The sequence below is a fragment of the Azospirillum sp. TSO5 genome, assembly GCF_003116065.1.
Lineage (GTDB): Bacteria > Pseudomonadota > Alphaproteobacteria > Azospirillales > Azospirillaceae > Azospirillum.
This window is the reverse complement of record NZ_LGQY01000058.1, coordinates 1-17,571: the sequence shown is the minus strand read 5'-3', so window position 1 is coordinate 17,571 and position 17,571 is coordinate 1. Positions and strand designations below refer to the sequence as shown.

General features: G+C 70.4%; 11 protein-coding genes. All 11 read right to left on the bottom strand.

Annotation, left to right across the window (positions count from 1 at the left end; translation table 11 throughout):
* Nucleotides 1-55 precede the first annotated feature (55 nt).
* The gene (locus TSO5_RS15910; protein WP_146203749.1) at nucleotides 56-1,345 is read right to left on the bottom strand and encodes a hypothetical protein; all 1,290 of its coding nucleotides are present in this window, start codon (nucleotides 1,343-1,345) and stop codon (nucleotides 56-58) included.
* Nucleotides 1,346-1,667: 322 nt separating this feature from the next.
* Nucleotides 1,668-3,335 (bottom strand): ankyrin repeat domain-containing protein, encoded by a 1,668-nt coding sequence (locus tag TSO5_RS15905; RefSeq protein WP_109152450.1) that lies wholly within the window; start codon nucleotides 3,333-3,335, stop codon nucleotides 1,668-1,670.
* Between the two features lie 129 nt (nucleotides 3,336-3,464).
* A complete protein-coding gene (locus tag TSO5_RS15900) occupies nucleotides 3,465-4,634 on the bottom strand; it encodes a hypothetical protein (RefSeq protein ID WP_109152449.1) in 1,170 nt (389 codons plus the stop codon).
* A gap of 193 nt (nucleotides 4,635-4,827) precedes the next feature.
* Nucleotides 4,828-5,256, bottom strand: coding sequence for an HU family DNA-binding protein (locus TSO5_RS15895; protein WP_146203748.1), 429 nt, complete (start codon nucleotides 5,254-5,256; stop codon nucleotides 4,828-4,830).
* Nucleotides 5,257-5,367: 111 nt separating this feature from the next.
* Nucleotides 5,368-6,543 (bottom strand): hypothetical protein, encoded by a 1,176-nt coding sequence (locus TSO5_RS15890; protein ID WP_109152447.1) that lies wholly within the window; start codon nucleotides 6,541-6,543, stop codon nucleotides 5,368-5,370.
* 112 nt (nucleotides 6,544-6,655) lie between these two features.
* A complete protein-coding gene (locus tag TSO5_RS15885; RefSeq protein ID WP_146203747.1) occupies nucleotides 6,656-9,097 on the bottom strand; it encodes a hypothetical protein in 2,442 nt (813 codons plus the stop codon).
* An 81-nt stretch (nucleotides 9,098-9,178) separates the two neighbouring features.
* Nucleotides 9,179-10,069 carry an EAL domain-containing protein gene (locus TSO5_RS15880; RefSeq protein ID WP_158282424.1) on the bottom strand — a complete coding sequence of 297 codons (891 nt, stop codon included), beginning with the start codon at nucleotides 10,067-10,069 and terminating at the stop codon, nucleotides 9,179-9,181.
* Nucleotides 10,070-10,495: 426 nt separating this feature from the next.
* Nucleotides 10,496-12,400: a hypothetical protein gene (locus tag TSO5_RS15870; RefSeq protein ID WP_146203746.1), complete on the bottom strand. Its 1,905-nt coding sequence runs from the start codon at nucleotides 12,398-12,400 to the stop codon at nucleotides 10,496-10,498.
* A gap of 180 nt (nucleotides 12,401-12,580) precedes the next feature.
* Nucleotides 12,581-14,155 carry a hypothetical protein gene (locus TSO5_RS15865; RefSeq protein WP_109152442.1) on the bottom strand — a complete coding sequence of 525 codons (1,575 nt, stop codon included), beginning with the start codon at nucleotides 14,153-14,155 and terminating at the stop codon, nucleotides 12,581-12,583.
* 62 nt (nucleotides 14,156-14,217) lie between these two features.
* Nucleotides 14,218-16,197 carry a hypothetical protein gene (locus TSO5_RS15860; RefSeq protein WP_109152441.1) on the bottom strand — a complete coding sequence of 660 codons (1,980 nt, stop codon included), beginning with the start codon at nucleotides 16,195-16,197 and terminating at the stop codon, nucleotides 14,218-14,220.
* Between the two features lie 538 nt (nucleotides 16,198-16,735).
* A partial coding sequence (locus TSO5_RS15855) for a hypothetical protein (protein WP_211099784.1) occupies nucleotides 16,736-17,571 on the bottom strand: 836 nt, incomplete at its 5' end.

Sequence of the window (17,571 nt, the reverse complement as noted above, 5' to 3'; positions counted from 1 at the left end):
TCGTCTCGGGACAGTGGTTCAGAGACCGCAGTGAGGCTTTGCAACGCACTGTATGTCACAGCTTCGGTCCGCCTCCTCCCTCTCGGACGACGGAGAGCTTCGGCATCCCCCGGCGTGGCGACGGCGCCGCCGTTGCCGCGGCCAGGAAGTCCGGCGGGGGCGACGAGCCGTCCACGGCGGCGAAACCCCGGCGGACGGACATGCGGAGGCTCTCCGCCTCCGAGCGCAGGGAAGACAGGCCACGGGCGGCGTCCGCCAGGTGCCCGGCCACCGCGCCGGTCTCCGCCGTCCTGACGATGCCGTGCACGTCGGGGCCGTTCACGGCTCTGACGATGGCCTCCATCACCGCGGCGGCGGCCTTGCGGACGTGCACGCAGCCGCCGAGGCCGGGGGCCTTCGCGTCGATCCGGGCGGCGGCCCGCTCGTGAGCCGAGCCTCCCCAGCAGGTGGCCTCGTAGGCGGCCAGGGCAATGGTCTCGGCCACCGTCCGCACGGGCAACCCTGCCTCCAGGTCGGGCGTGCGGACGAAGGTGATCCCCCGCGACCGGGCGAAGCCGCCGAAGCCGACGGACGATTCCAGCGACGCGGTCGCCGCGGGGATGCCGACCCGCTCGAAGACGGTGCGCACGACGGTCTCGTCGATCGCCGCCCGCAGTCCGTCCAAGGCGTTGTCGATGCGGTCGTTCAGCTTGAAGCCCCTGCCCTCGGACACGGACTGCGCGACCCCGATGGCGACCTCGCGAAGCCGTTCGACCGCCGCGGCGATCGGCCCGCGGCTCGGGCAGCCTCGCTCCACGTCGTCGAGGGCCGCGACGGCACCCGGCAGGGCGTCGGCAAGACGCATGCACGACGCCGCCGCCGGGATGAAGCCCATGTCGCGGGACGCGGCGGCACGCTTCAGCGATGAGACCGCCTCCTCGGCCCGGCGGTGGATGGAGAGCATCTCCTCGCTCACAGCGGACTGCCAGTCCCCATGCGACAGGCGGTCGGCGAGCTCGGCGGTGGTCTCGCCCTCAGGGGCGGGCTGGCTCCAACCCGGCTGCTCGAAGCGGTAGCGCACCCGTCCGACGGTGTCGGCCAGCATCTGCCGCGCGAACTCTTCCCACAGGTATCCGAACCCCTCGCGCTCAAGGACAGCCCCGACCGACGCCTCCGCCGTGTCCAGCGCCACCTCCCTGGCCACCGCGAATATCCCGGGATCGACGCGGCCCTCCGCCTCGAACTCGTTCACCGCATCGGCCACGGAATCGAGCCGCCGGCGGAAGCCCTCCGACAGGCGGTCGGACTTCGGGAAGTCCGAAGCCGACATCGGCGCGTGCCTCGCCAGCCACGCCGCGCTGGGCACCCGGATCTCCGGGAAAAAGACGACGTTGAGCGGAATCCCCTTCTCACCGTCTATCGCAGAGCCTGCGGCACCGCGTGCCGTAGGCATGCTGGCAACGCCGACGGACTGCGGCACGGTGAACGTCGCAACCTGCCCCGAGAACCCAGCCTCCTGTTCCCACATGCCGTCTCCTCCTCTGCCCCTTGCGGTCGTCCACACGTTTTGTGTGTTTTTCGTTCATTTCGTTCATAGCCTAAAATAAGTTTCGCAAAACCGCAAACAAACAACAGTAATGTCTAAAGCAGAAGGGGGCGGTATTCCGCCCCCTCTTCTCTGCAACAGCTTAGAACTTGAATCCGCCTCCCTGCTTGGTCTCCGGCTTGTTCTGCCTCGGGGCGGGCTGCGGCTGGGAGAGCCCGGAGAGCAGGCCGGGCCGCCGTTCCGTCCTCGCCTCGCTCGTCTTGAGGCAGGCGGAGATGCCCTCCGACACCGCATCGCAGATCGCCGCCCGGTCGGGCCGGGTGGACTTGCCGAGCCAGACCGCCTGTTCCCTGGCGGTCTCCGACGGGGTCCTTCCGGAGCCGTTGAGCGCCTTCGGGTCGCATCCGGCCTCGATCAGCATCGCGGCGATCTGACGCGCCGATTTGGCCGCGTCGTCGGTCGTGCGTCCGGTGAGGGTCAGTTCGGCGGCGCTGGCCGACAGGTGCAGCGGAGTCATCGCCGGGCGCCCCTGGGGGAAGCGGTCGTCGGGCATCGTCCCGCCGACGCCGAGCTGGTCGGGGTTCAGCCCCGCCGGCATGTTGGCGAGCAGGGCCAGGACGGCGCCCTCGTTCAGCCCGTGCGCCGCCAGCGCCAGCGGGGTGTTGCCGTTCCGGTCGCGCATCGTCAGGAAGAACGCCGCAGCCTCCGGGCCGTGCTGCTCCTTGATCGCCTGCACGATCTCGGCGACGGCCGCCCGCTTGTCCCCGGATGCCGCGACGTGGAGCGCGGTGCTGCCGGCGGCGCCGGAACGGAAGGCTTCGGCGGCCTTCGAGAAGTGCCCCCCTTCCATGGCCTTGGCGACGGCCTCGGCGGGGAAGGCGCCGTGGCGGGCGAGCATGCCGGCGACGACGGCGTTGCTGCCCCGGCTCGCCCGCACTGCCGCGTGCAGGGCCGTCTCACCGCCCCACTGGGCGGCGACGGAGGCTCCGTTCTCGACCAGGTTGGAAATCGCCGAGACGACGTTGTCGTGGTCGTTGCGGTTGACGGTGCGGATGCCGGCGACGGCGAGCAGGACGGGTTTGGTCTCCGAGCCGCCCGGGATGGCGAGGCGGTCGGGATGGACCCCGGCATGAACGACGTTCAAGATGGCGAGGTTCACGTCGCCGCGCAGGCGTCCGTTTTCGTCCTGCCGGGCGCAGCCCATCACGATTCCGGCGCACACGGCCTCGTCGCCCCTCTTGCCCGCGATGGCGGACAGTGACATCCCGATGGCGTTGGCGGTGGCGACGTCGGCCCCGGCGGAGGTCAACTCGCGGGCGGCCCGGAAGCGGGCCAGGTCATCGCCCAAGGGGCTGGCCAGCACCGCCTTCAGGGCCAGGGTCGGGTCGGCGCCCTCTGCCACCGCCTCTTTCACCAGCCGGGCGTGGTCGGCCGGGGTCGGGGCGTCGGTAAGCAGCGCGACTGCCAGCTTCTCGGAAAGCACGACGGACTTGAAGCGGCCGCAGGTCTCGAAGCCGCCGCAGTCGCCGTCGCGCCAGCCCGGAAGCTCCACGGGCTTGCCGTAGACCTCGCCGTCGAGCAGGGCGGCGAAGCGGTCTCCGCTGGCGGGGGTGGGCGAGTAGAGGAAATCCCGCACGAGCACGCGGTCGAACCCCTCCTGCTTGACCGACAGCGGCGCGGCGAAGCGGAGGACCTCGCCCGGCTTCACGCGTTCCGCGGCGCGGCGGACGGACTCCCGGGCCGCTTCATGGGCTGCGAGGAGTTCGGCTCTGGCCGCCTCGATGGTGTCGGTCGTGTTGGTCTGCGACATGTGCTGTCTCCTTGTTCCGCTGTGGGGGGGGCGTACGCCCCCGCTCTGTCCTGTTGAGTCGATACTTGCGCACGGAACGCTGCCGGTCAAATCGGTGGGGGTTGATATGCAAACACGATTTTCGGCGGGTCAGATGCCCATTCCCTTGCCCCCGCGTGCGGCCTCGCGTTCCGGCGGGCTTGGCGTACGGGCGACGCTTGCCCTGACGGCCGCCTCGATGACGCGGACCGCCCTGCGGGGGTCGGCGGGGGCGATGGCGGGTTCCTCGGCCGGCTCCGCCCGGCGGACGGCCTCCAGCTCCCGCAGGGCCTCGCCCAGCCTCGCCTCGCTCTCCCCGGGTTCCTTCAGACCGGCCAGCAGCCTGCGGACCTCGACCACGTCCGGGTCCATGTCCACGCCGTCGGGGGCGGACTCCATCAGGTCCTCCGGGCCGAAGTCGGCCTCGACCTCGCCCCGCAGGGAACCGGCCTCGGCGACCAGCACCCAGGACGGAAGCGCCATCCGCTCGTCCGGGATCGCGAACTGCGGGTCTCCGACGAGCACGGAACCCTCCGGGCGGTCGATCCTGACCAACCACGCCGCCGGCTCGCGGTCGTAGTCCTCCACCAGCTTCGAGAACCACTCGCGGGCGCCGGCGAGGGTCGTGACGTGGACACCCTCAAGCCCCTCGGCGTCGGACTCGAAACCGACCTCCGACAGCGGGTTCCCGGCGACGGCGTCGCCGTCGGGACGCTGCCACACGACGCGGTAGAGCACGCCAGGCCCGCCTTCGGGGACCTCGCCCACCTCCCCGGCCCACAGCTCGGCGGGCGACGGCTCGGGCGGGGCTTCGACGGGGAGCGTGTACCCCCTCGCCAGCCTCGCGTCGGCTGCGTCGGCCAGCGCCGACAGGACCTCGGCGGCGAACTCCGGTTCTGACATCGCCGTCCTCCCCGCCTCCCACGGCTCGACGTGGTATCCCGCCTCCGAGAGCATGTCGCCGTTCACTTCGACGAGGGCGCGGACGAACGAACCCGGAGGCTCGGAGACGCCTGAGCGGTCGCTGAACATCGTGTACGTGATCAGGATGCGGGGAAGCTTGCCCTCCTCGCCGGGTTCGACCCCGTAGCCCTGCTCGAACACCTTGATGTTGTCCGTCATCCTGTATCCCAGCGGGGGGATCATGCCCGTGCCGAGCGTGTTGAAGAACAGCCGCTTGCCGGCCTCGGGCAAGGCGTCGAACTGCCGGCGCACGTACGGCAACACCGCATGCATGGGCTTCGGGTACATCTCGTTCTTGATCAGGTGCTCGCCTTCCATCTCCGCGTCTCCGTGATTTGATTCCGATTCAGGTGCGGATCATGATAGACGCTAAGTCCTGTTGCTCAAAATCAGCGGCATTCATACCCGCATGCCAACAGAAATTCAGCGGTTTGGCGTGGTTTGGCGGAACAAACGCAGAAAGGCGGCACGCAGGTGCCGCCTTCCGTTCGTCGTCGGGATGTGCCGGAGTTCAGGCGTTCTCGGCGGCGGGCTGGAGGTCGGCGCCGTCGGACGCGCCCCCCTCGTCGGAGAGCTTCCGCTCGGCCCGTTCGCGCAAGACGATGCCCGGACGGAACTCGACCTTGAGTCGGCGCGGGATCGGGAGGGCCTCTCCGGCGACGATCTTGCCGCTCTCGTCCCGCAGCATCTGACGGCCGACGCGGGGGGCCTTCTCGGCGACGCGGAAGAGTCCGAAGGCCCCGAGGCGGACCTCGTCACCCTTTTCGAGAGCCGCAAGGATGGTCTCAAGCATTGCGTCAACGGAATGCTGCGCCGTCTCGTGCGAAAGCCCGGTGCGCCGGCTAACCTCACGCACAACCCCGGTGACGTTCATGTCCGCTCCCTCCTGGACCTTGAGGCTGTGCCATCCGCTTGGGCCGATGGGGTAAGCCGTCCACATGTCAACATACTTGATGCTGTAAATTGGCACGGGGACAGGTTCGCGTCAATAGCCCGGAGGAATCCGGGCGCCTGGAACGTCACCGACTGGGTCATCGGCCCAAGGCAAGGGTCAGATCCCGCGGTCGCCCTTCTTTGAAACCGAGGCGGGCTTCCGTCCGGCGGACGCCGTGCCCCGCTGGACGGAAGGCTTCCGCGCCGTGCGGGAGACCACCGCCTCGGGGCGGCGGGCGTTTTTGGACGAAGCCTGCCCCGCTGGGGCGTTCCGGAGCGCCGTGTGCAGGGCGTCCGACGCGTCCTCGGCGGCCCGGACGGACATCGACCGCTCGTTGATCGCCCGCAGCGAGCGGACGAGTTCGGGACGGCTGGTGTCGGGCGCGGCGGCGAGCTTGCCCTTGTCGCCGAACGGATCGGGGCCGCGGACCAGCCCGAGCCGCTGGAGTGTGTCGAGGGCTCCGGGCAGCCCCGGCAGCGAGCCGCCCAGCCACTCGGCCAGCCGCTTCGCCGCACGCCCGAACAGGCTTGAGGATGTCATGCGGCGCCTTGCCTCCTCGTCGGCCCGGCGGTCGGCTTCGATGCGGGCGAGGATCTCGGCCCGGTCGGACTCCACCCTGCCCCGCCGTTCCCGCACCGACCTGTCCGCCGCGTCCGCCGCAGCCACGGCGGCGGCGCGGAATCCCTCCGCCGCGTCCCGGACGGCCTGCGGGTCGCCCGACCTCGCCGACGCCCGAAGGGCAGCGTGGGCCTCCACGAGGGCCTTCCTCTCGTCCGCCGGGACGTGCCCCCACAGGGCCCCGCCGGCGCCGAGAGGGGCGGCGGCATCGACCATCGCCTTGGCCTCAAGGACAGCCTCCGTGAACCCGGCGGAGGGCTGCGGACGGGATCGCCCCGAGCTTCGCACGGAACGTGCGGAGCATATCGGGGCGATCTCAGGCTCGGCCTGCCGAACGTCGGGGAGATCGTCTTCGGTCGCGACGTGCAGGTTCCGCCTCTTCGCCTCGGCCTCCAACTCGGCCCGGGCGAGGGAGGGGGCGTCGTTCCGTCCGTGCGGGATGCCGGCCGTGTCCAGGGCGTCCACGACCGCCGCCTCGGCCGCCTCGTAGGCGTCGATCGCGTCGTCGAGGGCATTATCGTCCGGGATTCCGTCCGCCACGAGAGCGTCGATGTCGGCGAGGGCTGCGGAGACGTCCGCCACGTCGCCGGGGGCGATCCTTTTGCCGTGCCCGGTCCCTTCGATGACCGTCGGCGTCCAGGCGGCGGGCCGGATTTCCGTCACATCGTCTTCCATCGCTGCCTCCTGATCCCGTGTTTCGAACTCTGCGAGATTCTAGCGCCAAGAAGAGGGGGCGGCAAATCGCCGCCCCTGCTGCAAAGCCCGTCATGATCTGACACGCCAACACTCACGCCGCCCACTCCGCGTCGAAGTCGAAGCCCTCCTCGCCGAACGCGAGGTTCAGGTCCGCGCGGGCGTTCATGTCCGCGCGGAGATCGTCCTCGATGCGGTCGGCCAGCTCGCGGGCGGCGCGGTGGACCTCGGCCAAGCTGTCCTTGAGCTCGGCCCGTGCCCGGGCGATGCGGCGGGACGCCTCCTCGGGCGGAAGCGCGGCGAGGTCGAGTTCGACCTCGTTGGCCCGCGAGAAGGCGGCGGACGCGTCGGCGAGGCGGCGGCGTTCGCGCTCGGCGAGGTCGGCGGCCTTCAGCGGCGTCCCGACGCCCATGTCCGACAGGCGCTTCAGGTAGTCGCGCCCCTCGGGCGAGGACAGCGTCACGCCGCCCCTGCCGAGTTCGTTGAACTCGCGGCCGAGGGCCTTCAGGCGGCCGATGCGGTCCGTTGCCTCGCGGGCGACCCTGTCGGCCTCGCGCTCGGCGATCTCAAGATGCCGCTTGGCCTGTGCCAGCTTCTGGCGGATTCCGTCGTCCGTGCCGCCGACGAACGGGGTCACGCTGCGGATCCAGTTCTTGACCCGGTTCAGCCCGGTCGTCTGCCGCTCCATCTCGGCCACCTTCGACCGGAGGTCGGACACGCGGGTCTCGTGCGCCAGGATGGCCCGGCGTTCGCGGGCGATCATCTCGCCGATCTCGTCGGGAATCCGGCGGACGGACCGGGAGACCCCGTCGCGTGCCGCCTTCAGCCCGTTCACCGCCATGTTCAGGTCGTTCGCCGTGCGGGAACGCTCGACGGCGTCGCGGCGGCGGGCCTCGATCTCGGCGAACAGGCCGAGCGTCGGGCCGTCCCCTCCGAACAGGCGCCTCGCCTGCTCGGGGCTGGCCACCCGCAGCTCGTCCAGCCCCCGGCGCAGGGCGGAGAACCCGGCGTCAATCGCCCGGGCATCCCGCTCGCCGTAGCCGCGGCTGAGGTCGGCCATGGCCTCGCGGATCATCACCCTCGCCTTCGCGTCCGGGCGGGCCTCCACCTCCTGCCCGATGCGGGACAGGATATCGGCGCGGCGCTCCGCCCAGTCTCCCGAGACGTAGCGGGCCTGCCCGCCGGCCTTCTCGCGGAAGCGGTCGGCGGCCTGCTCGACCGTCTTCAGCAGCTCGCCCCCGTGTCCGGACCGAGCGAGGTGCTCGCGGAGTACGTCAATCGTGCGGGCCTTCTCGATGTCCGAGAAGGCGGCCTTGCGGACTTTCAGTCGCTCGCCCAGGGCCGCCACGTTGTGGAACCCGGCGAACTCGTCCTGGCTCGGCCCCTCGCGCTGGGGGAACAGCCGCTGCCACGGGATGTCATCGCGGCGCTTGATGGCGCCGACCTCGCGCTCGACGGCGTTCATCGAGCGGGCGATCTCCGACAGCCGGTCGAGGCGGTCGGCGAGGCGGAAATCCTCAGGGCTGGCGCCCTGATGATAGGAGCGGCCGAACGGCGTGTACTGCACGGTGTAGCTCTCGGCGTTCAGCCGGTCGCGAAGGTCCTTCGGCGCCTCCAGCCCGCCCTGCCCCTTCCTGTCGCGGTCGCGCAGGAAGTCGATGACCGCGTCCTGGTCCCCGCGGCTCACCTCTGCGCGGGGGTCGCGGAGCCAGGCGGGGTATCCCCTCCCCTCGGCGGCGAGCCATTTGGCGAAGCCGGCCTCCTCAAGCGACGCGGCGAGCACGTCGCGGCCGTTCTTCAGCCCGATCCCCTCCTGCCTGGAATCCATGAGCTCGGCGATCACCCGCCCGCCACGCGACCGCAATCCGCTGGCGATGTTGCCTTGCATCTGGTCGAGCATGCGGTCTCTGGCGTCCCGGTCTACGCTGCGGGAGACATCCTGGGCGGGCGCCGCCCTTTCCCCGGCGGCGAGCGTGAGCGGCGAGCGTCCCGGCGGGTCGCGGTCGAGCCAGGCGGTGTCTTTCAGGAAATGGGCGGCGCGGGTGTAGATGTCCTGCGCGGCCTTCCCGTAGTCCGTCTCGAACGCCGACTGCCCGCCCGGCTGGCGGTCCATCATGCCGGCCCGGAGCAGGTCGCGTGCTGACTTGAGACCGCCGTCCCCCCGGGCGGCGTGGACGTCCCGCTCGACGTTCTCGGCGGCGCGGATAAATGAGGAGAACCCCTCGAATGCCCGGGGATTCGTGGCGATGGCCGACAGGGCGGAGCCGCCGATCCCGCGCACCATCTCGGCGGCCCGGGACGGGTCGGCTCGCATGAAATCTTGCAGCCGCTCCCCGGTGAAGACCTTCGTGCCGGCGATCGTGCGGCGGAGCTCCTCGAAGCGGAGGACGGAATCCAGCGGACGGCTCCGCTCGCGGTGCTGCGCGAGGGCACGCGGACGCTGCTGCCCGACCTGGCGGGTCTGAGCCGGCTGCGACTGCTTTTGCGCGGCGACCTTCAGTCCGCCTCCGCCTCCAATGCCAAGCCCCATTCCCATGGCCGCCTCCCTTCTTATCGCAGCCGTATAAATGGCCGCATGTCCTTCAGGCAGAGCCTCTCAGGCTGTGCCATGCAAACACTAAGCATACACACTATCGCGCGTGTTCTCGGCGGTCAAATCGGCGGCCCGGAGGCGCCTCGCCGCGGACGCCAGTGCCGCGTCCGGGTCGCCGGGCCGGGACCAGAGGTAGCCCTGCCCGACGTCGGCGCCCATAGCCCGGATCAGCGACGCCTGCCGTTCCGTCTCGATGCCCTCGACGACGACGCGGACCCCGTCGCACAGCCCGCGCAGGCCGATGATCCAGCGCAGGATCTCGGTGTCCCGCTCCGCCGCCGGGCCGACGCCGTCGAGACGCGACACGAACGAGCGGTCCACCTTCACGACGGAGACCGGAAGATGGCGGAGCCGGGGGACGGACGAATGCCGGATTCCGAAATCGTCCAGGGCCACGCCGACGCCCGCCGACGACACCAGTTCGAGGTTGGCCACGGCTGCGGCCGGGACGTCGTCTCCGTCGCCGCGGCCGGTCTCGGTCACCTCGACCTCCAGCAGGTTGTACGGCACGCCAGCGGCAGCCACGGCGGCGAGGAAGCGATGACCCCATGACGGATCCTCCAGCTCCCAGGCGGATGCGTTGACAGAGAGCAGCCCGTCGCCGACGAAGCGGGCGAGAGCCCGTCCGTCATCTGTCGCGAGCCATCGGGCGAGTATCGCGCACGCCTCGCGGACGACCCAGCCGCCGAGATCGCCGGCGAGCCCGCCCATTTCGGCGGCCCGCACGAACGCGTCCGGGGCGAAGGGCACGCCGCCGTTGATCGCCGCCGACGACGGCCAGCGCACCAGCGCCTCGAACCCGGCCGGCGCACCGTCCGAAAGCCGCACCTTCTCCTGCACGACCAGCGCCAGCCCGCCGTCCGCTATCGCGTCCCTGAGCGCGTCGAGCGGAACCTCCCTCCATCCTTGTGCCATGACGGACACCCCCCGATTCAACACATGCTGCACACAACGCTCATAATTAAGTGTCCGCATGTCAACCACAATTTAGCACATTTCCGGCTTTCTTCCGGTGCACGTTGACGTCGTGACGGGGCGAGAGCAGCATTGCCCCTCGGTCGCTGAAGGAGGGGGCATCGGGGTCATGGAAGGTCTGGTGAAGTGCCGCGTCTGCGGCTGGGTTTGGGAGTCCGCCCCGCCAGGGATGGGGTACACACGCTGCCGCTGCGGCACTCCCGGCACGGCGGACGCGATGGAGCCGACGGACGGAGCAGACCTGCCCATCGGGGCCACAATCAACGGCATCGTGATCGGGAGCGAGCCGTCGCCGCAGAGGGGACAGCGCAACATGTAAAGGCGGGGAACTTGCCCCGCCTTGTGCTCATGCCCTTTCCGTCCGCCTCACTCCTGGAACTTCACCACGGAGCTGGCGGGCTTCGCCTTGGGTTCGGCTTGTCGGTGAACGGCCCCCCAGCCTTCGACCCGGCGGAGGGCGCGGTCCTCGTCCGACTTCACCCAGACCTCGAACTCGACGCCGCGCTCGTCGGGGGTCGTGAAGCCGACGGTGTCGCCCTTCAGGAACCCGTCTTCGCGGCCGGCGACGCTGACGACGCAGCCGAAGACGCCCGAGACCTTCTCGTACGCGGCGGGGCCGTCCGGCTGCGGGTCGGTGCGCATCCGCCCGACCGTCGGGATTCCGTAGCCCTGCCCGGCGAAGACGTCGCCGGAGAGGACCACCTCGCGCCCGGTCTTGCGGAACTCACCGAGGCAGCGGACGGGATCGGCCGACTTCCTTTCGACGCGGCGGGGGACGACCGCCACGGTCATCTCGCCGCCCCGCTTCGACGCGGCGAGGATGCCGTCGAACGCCACGATGTTGGCCCGCCCGTCGCGCACGACGTTCGCCTTCCCGTCGATCACGCCGTCGCCCATCGTCAGCCCGGGGCGGTCGGCGGAGGACAGCCCGGCAGGGACGGTGCGCTCGACTTTCCAGGTCTGCGGCACTTCGCTCCAGACCGCAGAGAGGCCGGGGGCCACCGCTCCGCCCGGAATCTCGGGCGTCGGCATCCCGGCGGCGAGGGCCATCCCTTCGGCCTTGTAGACGAAGTCCACGACGCCGCCCGAGGCCCTCATCGGCTCCGGGGTGCGTGCCCCCGGCGAGGTGGTGTACACGGTCAGCGACGGGGAGACGGCCTCGATCGGCGAGACGCCCGGCTTGAGCGGCTTGCCGGACGCGGAGGTCGCCAACGCGTCGCGGTAGGAGCGGTCTTCGGGGTCGCAGGCGAACGACACCGTCACCTCGTCCATCGCGTCGGCCCGGACGCCGATGCGGAGCGGGGCGTCGATCACGTCCCCCTCGATCGGCTCCGGCGTGCCGTGCGGCGACGTGATCGCGACCTTGCACCGGCGCACCCCGCCCGGCACGCCGCGGAGCTCGGCGATGACCTCGTGCCCCTCGCCGTCCTTATTCAGATGCCCGCTGACCCTCCAGACGACGGGCAGATGGACGTTTCGGTCGGGCATCATAGCCAGGTGGTCGAAGACGCCCATCTTCCCCTTCACCGGCCTCTCCGCCACCTCCGGGCCGATGGCGTTCAGGTTCTTCCACATCGTCTTGTAGCCTACGACGCGGCCGTCGAAGACGTCCGGCTCGTAGGTCGGCGTGAACGCCTGCGCGTGCATGCCCGGCGACCAGCCGTCGGCGGTCACGGGCTCCTCCTGCGGCCTCTTCTCTTCAACGGCCTTCTTCGGCGCCGCGGAGACGACGGCGAACCCGGCATCTGCGGGGGGCTGAGGCGGAGGCGGAGCGGTAGCCGGAGCCGGAGCGGGTTCCGTGGCGGGCTTCGGCACAGGCTTGGCGTCCGGATCGTAGGCGGCCACCGCCTCCGGCGCCCATCTCTGCATGTCGTGCGTCCAGACCTCGCCCCTGCCGCCCTCGCGGCAGATGGTCCCCTCCGAGCGGCTGCTGTCCTTCCCGACCGACATCTTCGCGGTGACTTTCAGGCAGCCCGCCTTGTCCTCGACCGCCTCCACGGAGCCGTTGATGGCGCCGCCCTTGTCCTTGAACGACCCGGAGCGGTGCCCCCTGGCGTCGGGGGCGAAAAGAGCCGTCATCACCCGCTGCCGCAGCAGCATCGTGCCGAAGCTGACGTCCTGCTTGCTCGCCTTCTTGCCCTTGAATCCCGCGGCGACATCGGACACCAGCGCGTCCAGCGTGCGTCCGTCCATCTCGTCCGATGCGGCGTGCGACGGCGACGGCGCCATCACCGTCACCGTCACCACCGCCGAGGCCGTCAAGCCCATCAAGGCGAATCTCGTCCTGCCCATCCTTCGATCCCTCCTTATCGGATACCATCTGCATTCAGACAAGCGCCAAGCAGTCCGCATGTCAACACCTAAGCTCAGCGGAGGCGCCGGTTCCGGACATGGGAAAGGGAGGGCTTCCGCCCTCCCCGTTTCCGTCCGCCTGCCCCGGAGACCGCGTGATCACTCACGCGACCATTCGATCACGAACGCCTTGTCCTTGAGCGGGCGGTACACCGTGGCCATGTCGCCGCCCATGAGATTGACTTCGATCTGCATGTAGCCGCCGAAGGCCGCGACGGGGGCCTCCGCGTCGCGGGTGTCAACGAAGGAGAAGGGGACCCGGCAGACGCCCTTCGCCCGCACGGCGACGCCCGCCACCGGGTTGGTCGGCATGCCCCGCACGTTCCGTGCGAAGCTCGGGACGATCCCGTCGGGGCAGGTCACTTCGATCGGGCGGCCGAAGGTGAAGCCCTCGTCGAAGCTGCCGGTGAACAGGCTGAAGGAGGCCGTCTTCACGGGCGTCAGCTTCGCGTCCAGCGGGTCGCGGGACTGCTGCCCGCTCGGCGCCCGGTCGGCCGCGGTGGTGACCGCTCCGGTGATGTAGCCGTGCCCCTCGTAGCGCTCGTAGACGTCCTGGAACACCTTCGAGGTGGCGAGGATCGACATGACCATGTTCTCATCGGAACGCTGGCCGAGGAAGAGCTGCTCGCCGGTCTTCGCGTTCACGCTGTGCGGCCCTTGCATCAGATCGGCCTTCCAGCTCGCAGAGGCCAGGGCACGCCACTCCGCGCCGTCCCAGGCGGCGGCGACGAAGAAGATCTCCGCGGCGTTCAGCAGCCCCTTCGACATGTTGCCCTGCCAGTCCACGACGTGGACGGCACGCGGGTTGCGGTGCAGCCCGACCGCGTAAGCCGTCTTGTCCCTGTTCAGCGGCACGGCCTCGACCACGACGGCGTTCCGTCCGCCCGCCTTGCGGACCAGCGGCAGGAACTCCTCCATCGGCTTCTCGACGGCGGGGCGAGCCTCCTTCGGCAGCCGGACGTAGTGGGACTCCGGGTTGACGCCGTGCCCGCTCTGGCCGGTGACGATTCCGGTCAGCATGCGGGACTTCGAGAAGGTCCAGCCGACGGACGCCAGCTCGAAGACGTCGCCGTCGAACTTCGGCTTCCCGTCGGCGGCGAAGAAGGCCGCCATCTCGGCCGGATGCGGATGGAACCGCCCGGCGGCGACGAAGGGCACGAGCCCGGGGCGGAGCCAGAACCCGGCGTTGTCGAACGTGAAGGCGGCGGGGCCGCGGTCGATGCGCCTGGCGTCCCACTCCCAGGCCGTGAAGCCCGCCGGCGGCAGCGAGGCGGCGTTCAGCACGTCCGTCGCGGACGGCCCCTGCTGCTCCGCCTCCCACGGCTTCCTGGACCCGTCGGACTTGGGGCTGGCCGGAGCCGTCCCCGCTGCGGCGGTCTTCCCTGCGGGCTGGGCCGCCATGTCGCCGCCGAGCGGCAGCCAGCCGTTTCCCGCCTTGGCGGGCTTGGCCGGCTGGATCGCGGAAGCTGCGGAAGCGGGAAGTCTCGCTTCGCCGCCGACCCCGCCGAAGGCGAACCAGCCGGCGGCGGCCGCCACGGCTGCCACGGCGACCGCGAGCTTCGCCGAGGTGGGAATCCCGCCCTTCCCCGGGGAGGTGGTGTTGTCGCTTCCGCCAGGGGTCTGCCCTCCGGCTCCGCGGTTGCCGCCGTCCACTCCGTTGATCGATACAGCCATCTCTCTTCTCCCTTTCTTTTCCTTCGTCCGTCCGGGGCGGGTGTCCCCGCCCCCATGCCCGCTCACTGGAAGTTCACGATGCGTCCGTTCGGGCCCTTGATCCGTCCGTCCTTGACCGCCCCGCCGGTGCCCGGGGTGACGAGGTCGTCGAACGACAGCACCCCGGGAACCTTCTCCGCCTTGCCCGAATCCGTCCCCATGCCAACAGGGCGGCGGTCGTCCCGCGGTCGCCCGTTGAAGACGTCCTGCGGCCCGAGGACGCGCAGCGTCCCCTCGGACGGCCCCTTGGCGACCAGCATCAGCGTCAGGTCGGGTTCCCCGGCGGCGATCCTGCCGTCCGCGTCAACCGCCACATAGTCGCCCTTCTCGTGCAGCCCGGTCGAGTTGATGTCCGGCTCGCAGGCGAAATAGGCGGAGAACGGATGCACGCCCTTGGCGAGGTCAACCTTCGCCAGCTTCAGGAAGGCGCCGTGCCGCCTGCCGTCCACCGGCACGTCCGTGCCGGCCGAGGTGACGACGGCGCCGCCGTCGATGCGGAGCGTCCAGGCACAGTTCCGCACCCCAGCCAAGGGAGTCTTGCCGAACGACTTCGGCGCCTCGGCGGCGGTGACGAAGCCGCCGACGGTCTGCGGGCCGCCTTCGCGCACCGCGATCTTGCCCTCGAAGACGCGGACGGCGACCTTTCCGGTGCCGTCGAACAGCGACAGGGCGGCGTCCGGCTCGTGCCGGCGGGCGGACGGCTCGATGCCGCTGACGGACGGCGTGATCGGGACCTTCCAGTATTTCCAGACCACGTCGCCGTACCAGCTCCCCGCGGTCACGCCGGGTTCCATGCCGGTGTCGAGGACGGCAGGGACTGACGGGGCGAGGCCCGCCTCGACGAACAGGTCGCCGTCGCCCAGGCGGCGCGGCTCAAGCGAGCCGGGTTCCTTCACGCGGAAGCTAGCGACGATCTCCGGCAGGTCGCGGCCGAGCACACGGCGGTGCCAGTCCGACGACAGCGCCCCCATGTCCCTCTGGGCCTTGCCGACGCGCAGGCCGTCGGCCACCGCGGAGTCCTTGTCGCCCGGCACGACGTAGGCCCGGCACTCGACTTCGGCCCGGTACGGATGCAGGCCCTGTCCGCCTTCGGGGACCTTGACGGCGAAGCCTTCGAGGACGGTCGAATCCCCCAACCCCACCGCCATGTCCGTCGCCTTCAGCACCGTTGCCCCGCCGATCTCAAGCGACACGGTGCAGGTCTCGGCGTCGCGGGAGATGTCCTTGGGCTTCGTGAGGTGGAGGTCGAAACGGTGCTCGCCCGGCTTCGCGACGTTGATGAAGCCGGTGACGGTGTGGATGCCGCGCTCCGTCGCGTCGGCGGTGTAGTCGGGAACCAGCGGGACGTCGCCGGGCAGCATCGCGAAATGCCGCATGTCGCGTATCGCCAACCCATCGGATGCCGGAACGACGCTCCAGGCCACTTCGGCGAGGCCGTGGCGGGCCGACCAGCGCGAGCCGGGCACGAAACGCTCGCCGCCGCCCCCGCTCACGAGGTCGGACATCGACAGCGACCCCGATGCCTTCCCCTTCGGCGGCGCCACCGGGGCGTCTTCGAGGCGGACGACGATCCGGCTCATCTCGTCGGCCTTCGCGACCGCCTGCTCGACCGGCCCCTTGATCTCCGTCCTGGGTCCGCTCGTGAAGACGGACTCGCCGTCGTCCTCGGCGACAGCCACGGGGGCGTCGGGCATAACGGCGTGGGCGGCGTGCGTCGGCTTCTCCGCGGACCCTGCGGATGCGGCTTCTTCGATTTTCGGCTCGACGGCCTTTCCCTGTCCGCCTTCGGTGACCGTCTCGCTCTTCGGGACGGCGGCAGTCACGGGTTCCTCCTCGGACGATTGAGCCTCGTCCGTCCGGGTCTCGGCGGCCGGCAGCTCGGCGGGGGCGGAACCGCCGAGCTGGTTCCAGGCGACGACGCCGGCCGCTACGGCGACGAAGGCCACGCCGGCGAGAAGTCTCGCCTTGCCGGCGCTCCCGCCCTTCTTCCTCTCCTCGTCCATCGATGCTCCTCCGGTCTGTTCAACTTATCTTCCTCGAAGCGTAAGAAGAAGATGTCTTCATGTCAACACGAACGAGGTTGTTTTGAAGGGCTTCCTCCGGTCAAAAGTCCGCACATCCGTAACGGCCTCTTCTTTTTCCCGGGCTGGGCGTGTGTGCAGCCGTTCCGGCCCCGTCCGAAGCTGCCCCGCGAGGGGACTCCAGCTCCGCCCGGGGTTATTCCGGAACCCCTACATAGAGATCCTTATAGCGGTCCCGGAATAACTCCTACCCGATCCGGAGGGCAGGACCTCCCGGCGGGTGTGCCGACCCTCCACCGACCTTCCGAAAGGCACCCGGAAAGCTCCCGGAAAGCTCCCAAAAGGCTCCCGGAAGCCCCCCGGAGCGGGTCCGTCCGCCGAGTTCTCAGTCCGGGAGAGGGGGCGGGAACTCCAAAACGAAGCCTCCGCCCCTGCCCGCCGCAACGGAGATCGCCCGGAAGGCTGCCGCCGACCGGGTTCTCTGTTCGTTTCGCTTGGAGGGTTCCGCCGGGGCGGAGACTTACCAGACGTCGGCGGGAGGTCCGTCCTCGGGGTCGCCCGCCTCGGCCTCGGCGACGGCCTCCAGGACCGGCATCCTGCGGCGGCCGAGGACGTGCTCGACGGCCAGCTCGGGCAGCAGCAGCCCGTCCTTGTCCTCTGCCAGCAGGGCGGCGGATTCCAGCACCGCGTCGGCGAGGGCCTCGACGCGTTCGGCGAAGGCGGGGCGTGCGTCCCGGCGGACCGGCGGGGCCGACCTGACGGGACGGCTCTCCACGACGTCGGCGCTGGAGACCTCATAGCCCCGGGCGGACATCGCCGCCAGCGCGGCTTCGGCGGGGTCCCGCCCGGCGACCGCCGGGAGCCAGGCGAACACGGTGGTGGGACGCCCTCCCCGGCCCGAGCGGACGGAGACCTTCGCCCAGCCGAGCGGAACCGGCCCGTCCGTCCGCAGCCCGCAGCGGCACATGAAGTCGGCGCCGGTCTTCAGGCGGCGGCCGCGGTCGTCGGAGGCGCAGGCGGCGAGGCCGAGATCGACGGCGGCCTCGGCCCACAGGCACCCGCCGTTCTGGATCGCGCCGGAGAGGATCGAAGCCCCGCGGCCGAGGTCGTCAACGTGCACGAAATCGTCGTAGACGAGGCTGTCGGGAAAGACGTTGCCCATGATGTAGACCGTCGGCCAGGTCGCCGGGTTCATCGGATCGCGCTGGGCAGCACGGACGCGTCCGATCGCCTGGATGATCTCCTCCTCGCGCTTGGCGAGCTGGATGACCCGTTCGGGGTCACTACACGAAAGTGACCAGATTGTCCGGGATATAGGAACGAACCAGAAACTCAAGCTCGGGAAAGTGGAGTAAC

Coding starts and splice junctions, on each gene's coding strand:
- TSO5_RS15905 (WP_109152450.1), bottom strand. CDS start 3,335: ATGTCGCAGACCAACACGACCGACACCATCGAGGCGGCCAGAGCCGAA.
- TSO5_RS15900 (WP_109152449.1), bottom strand. CDS start 4,634: ATGGAAGGCGAGCACCTGATCAAGAACGAGATGTACCCGAAGCCCATG.
- TSO5_RS15895 (WP_146203748.1), bottom strand. CDS start 5,256: ATGTGGACGGCTTACCCCATCGGCCCAAGCGGATGGCACAGCCTCAAG.
- TSO5_RS15890 (WP_109152447.1), bottom strand. CDS start 6,543: ATGGAAGACGATGTGACGGAAATCCGGCCCGCCGCCTGGACGCCGACG.
- TSO5_RS15885 (WP_146203747.1), bottom strand. CDS start 9,097: ATGGGAATGGGGCTTGGCATTGGAGGCGGAGGCGGACTGAAGGTCGCC.
- TSO5_RS15880 (WP_158282424.1), bottom strand. CDS start 10,069: ATGGCACAAGGATGGAGGGAGGTTCCGCTCGACGCGCTCAGGGACGCG.
- TSO5_RS15865 (WP_109152442.1), bottom strand. CDS start 14,155: ATGGCTGTATCGATCAACGGAGTGGACGGCGGCAACCGCGGAGCCGGA.
- TSO5_RS15860 (WP_109152441.1), bottom strand. CDS start 16,197: ATGGACGAGGAGAGGAAGAAGGGCGGGAGCGCCGGCAAGGCGAGACTT.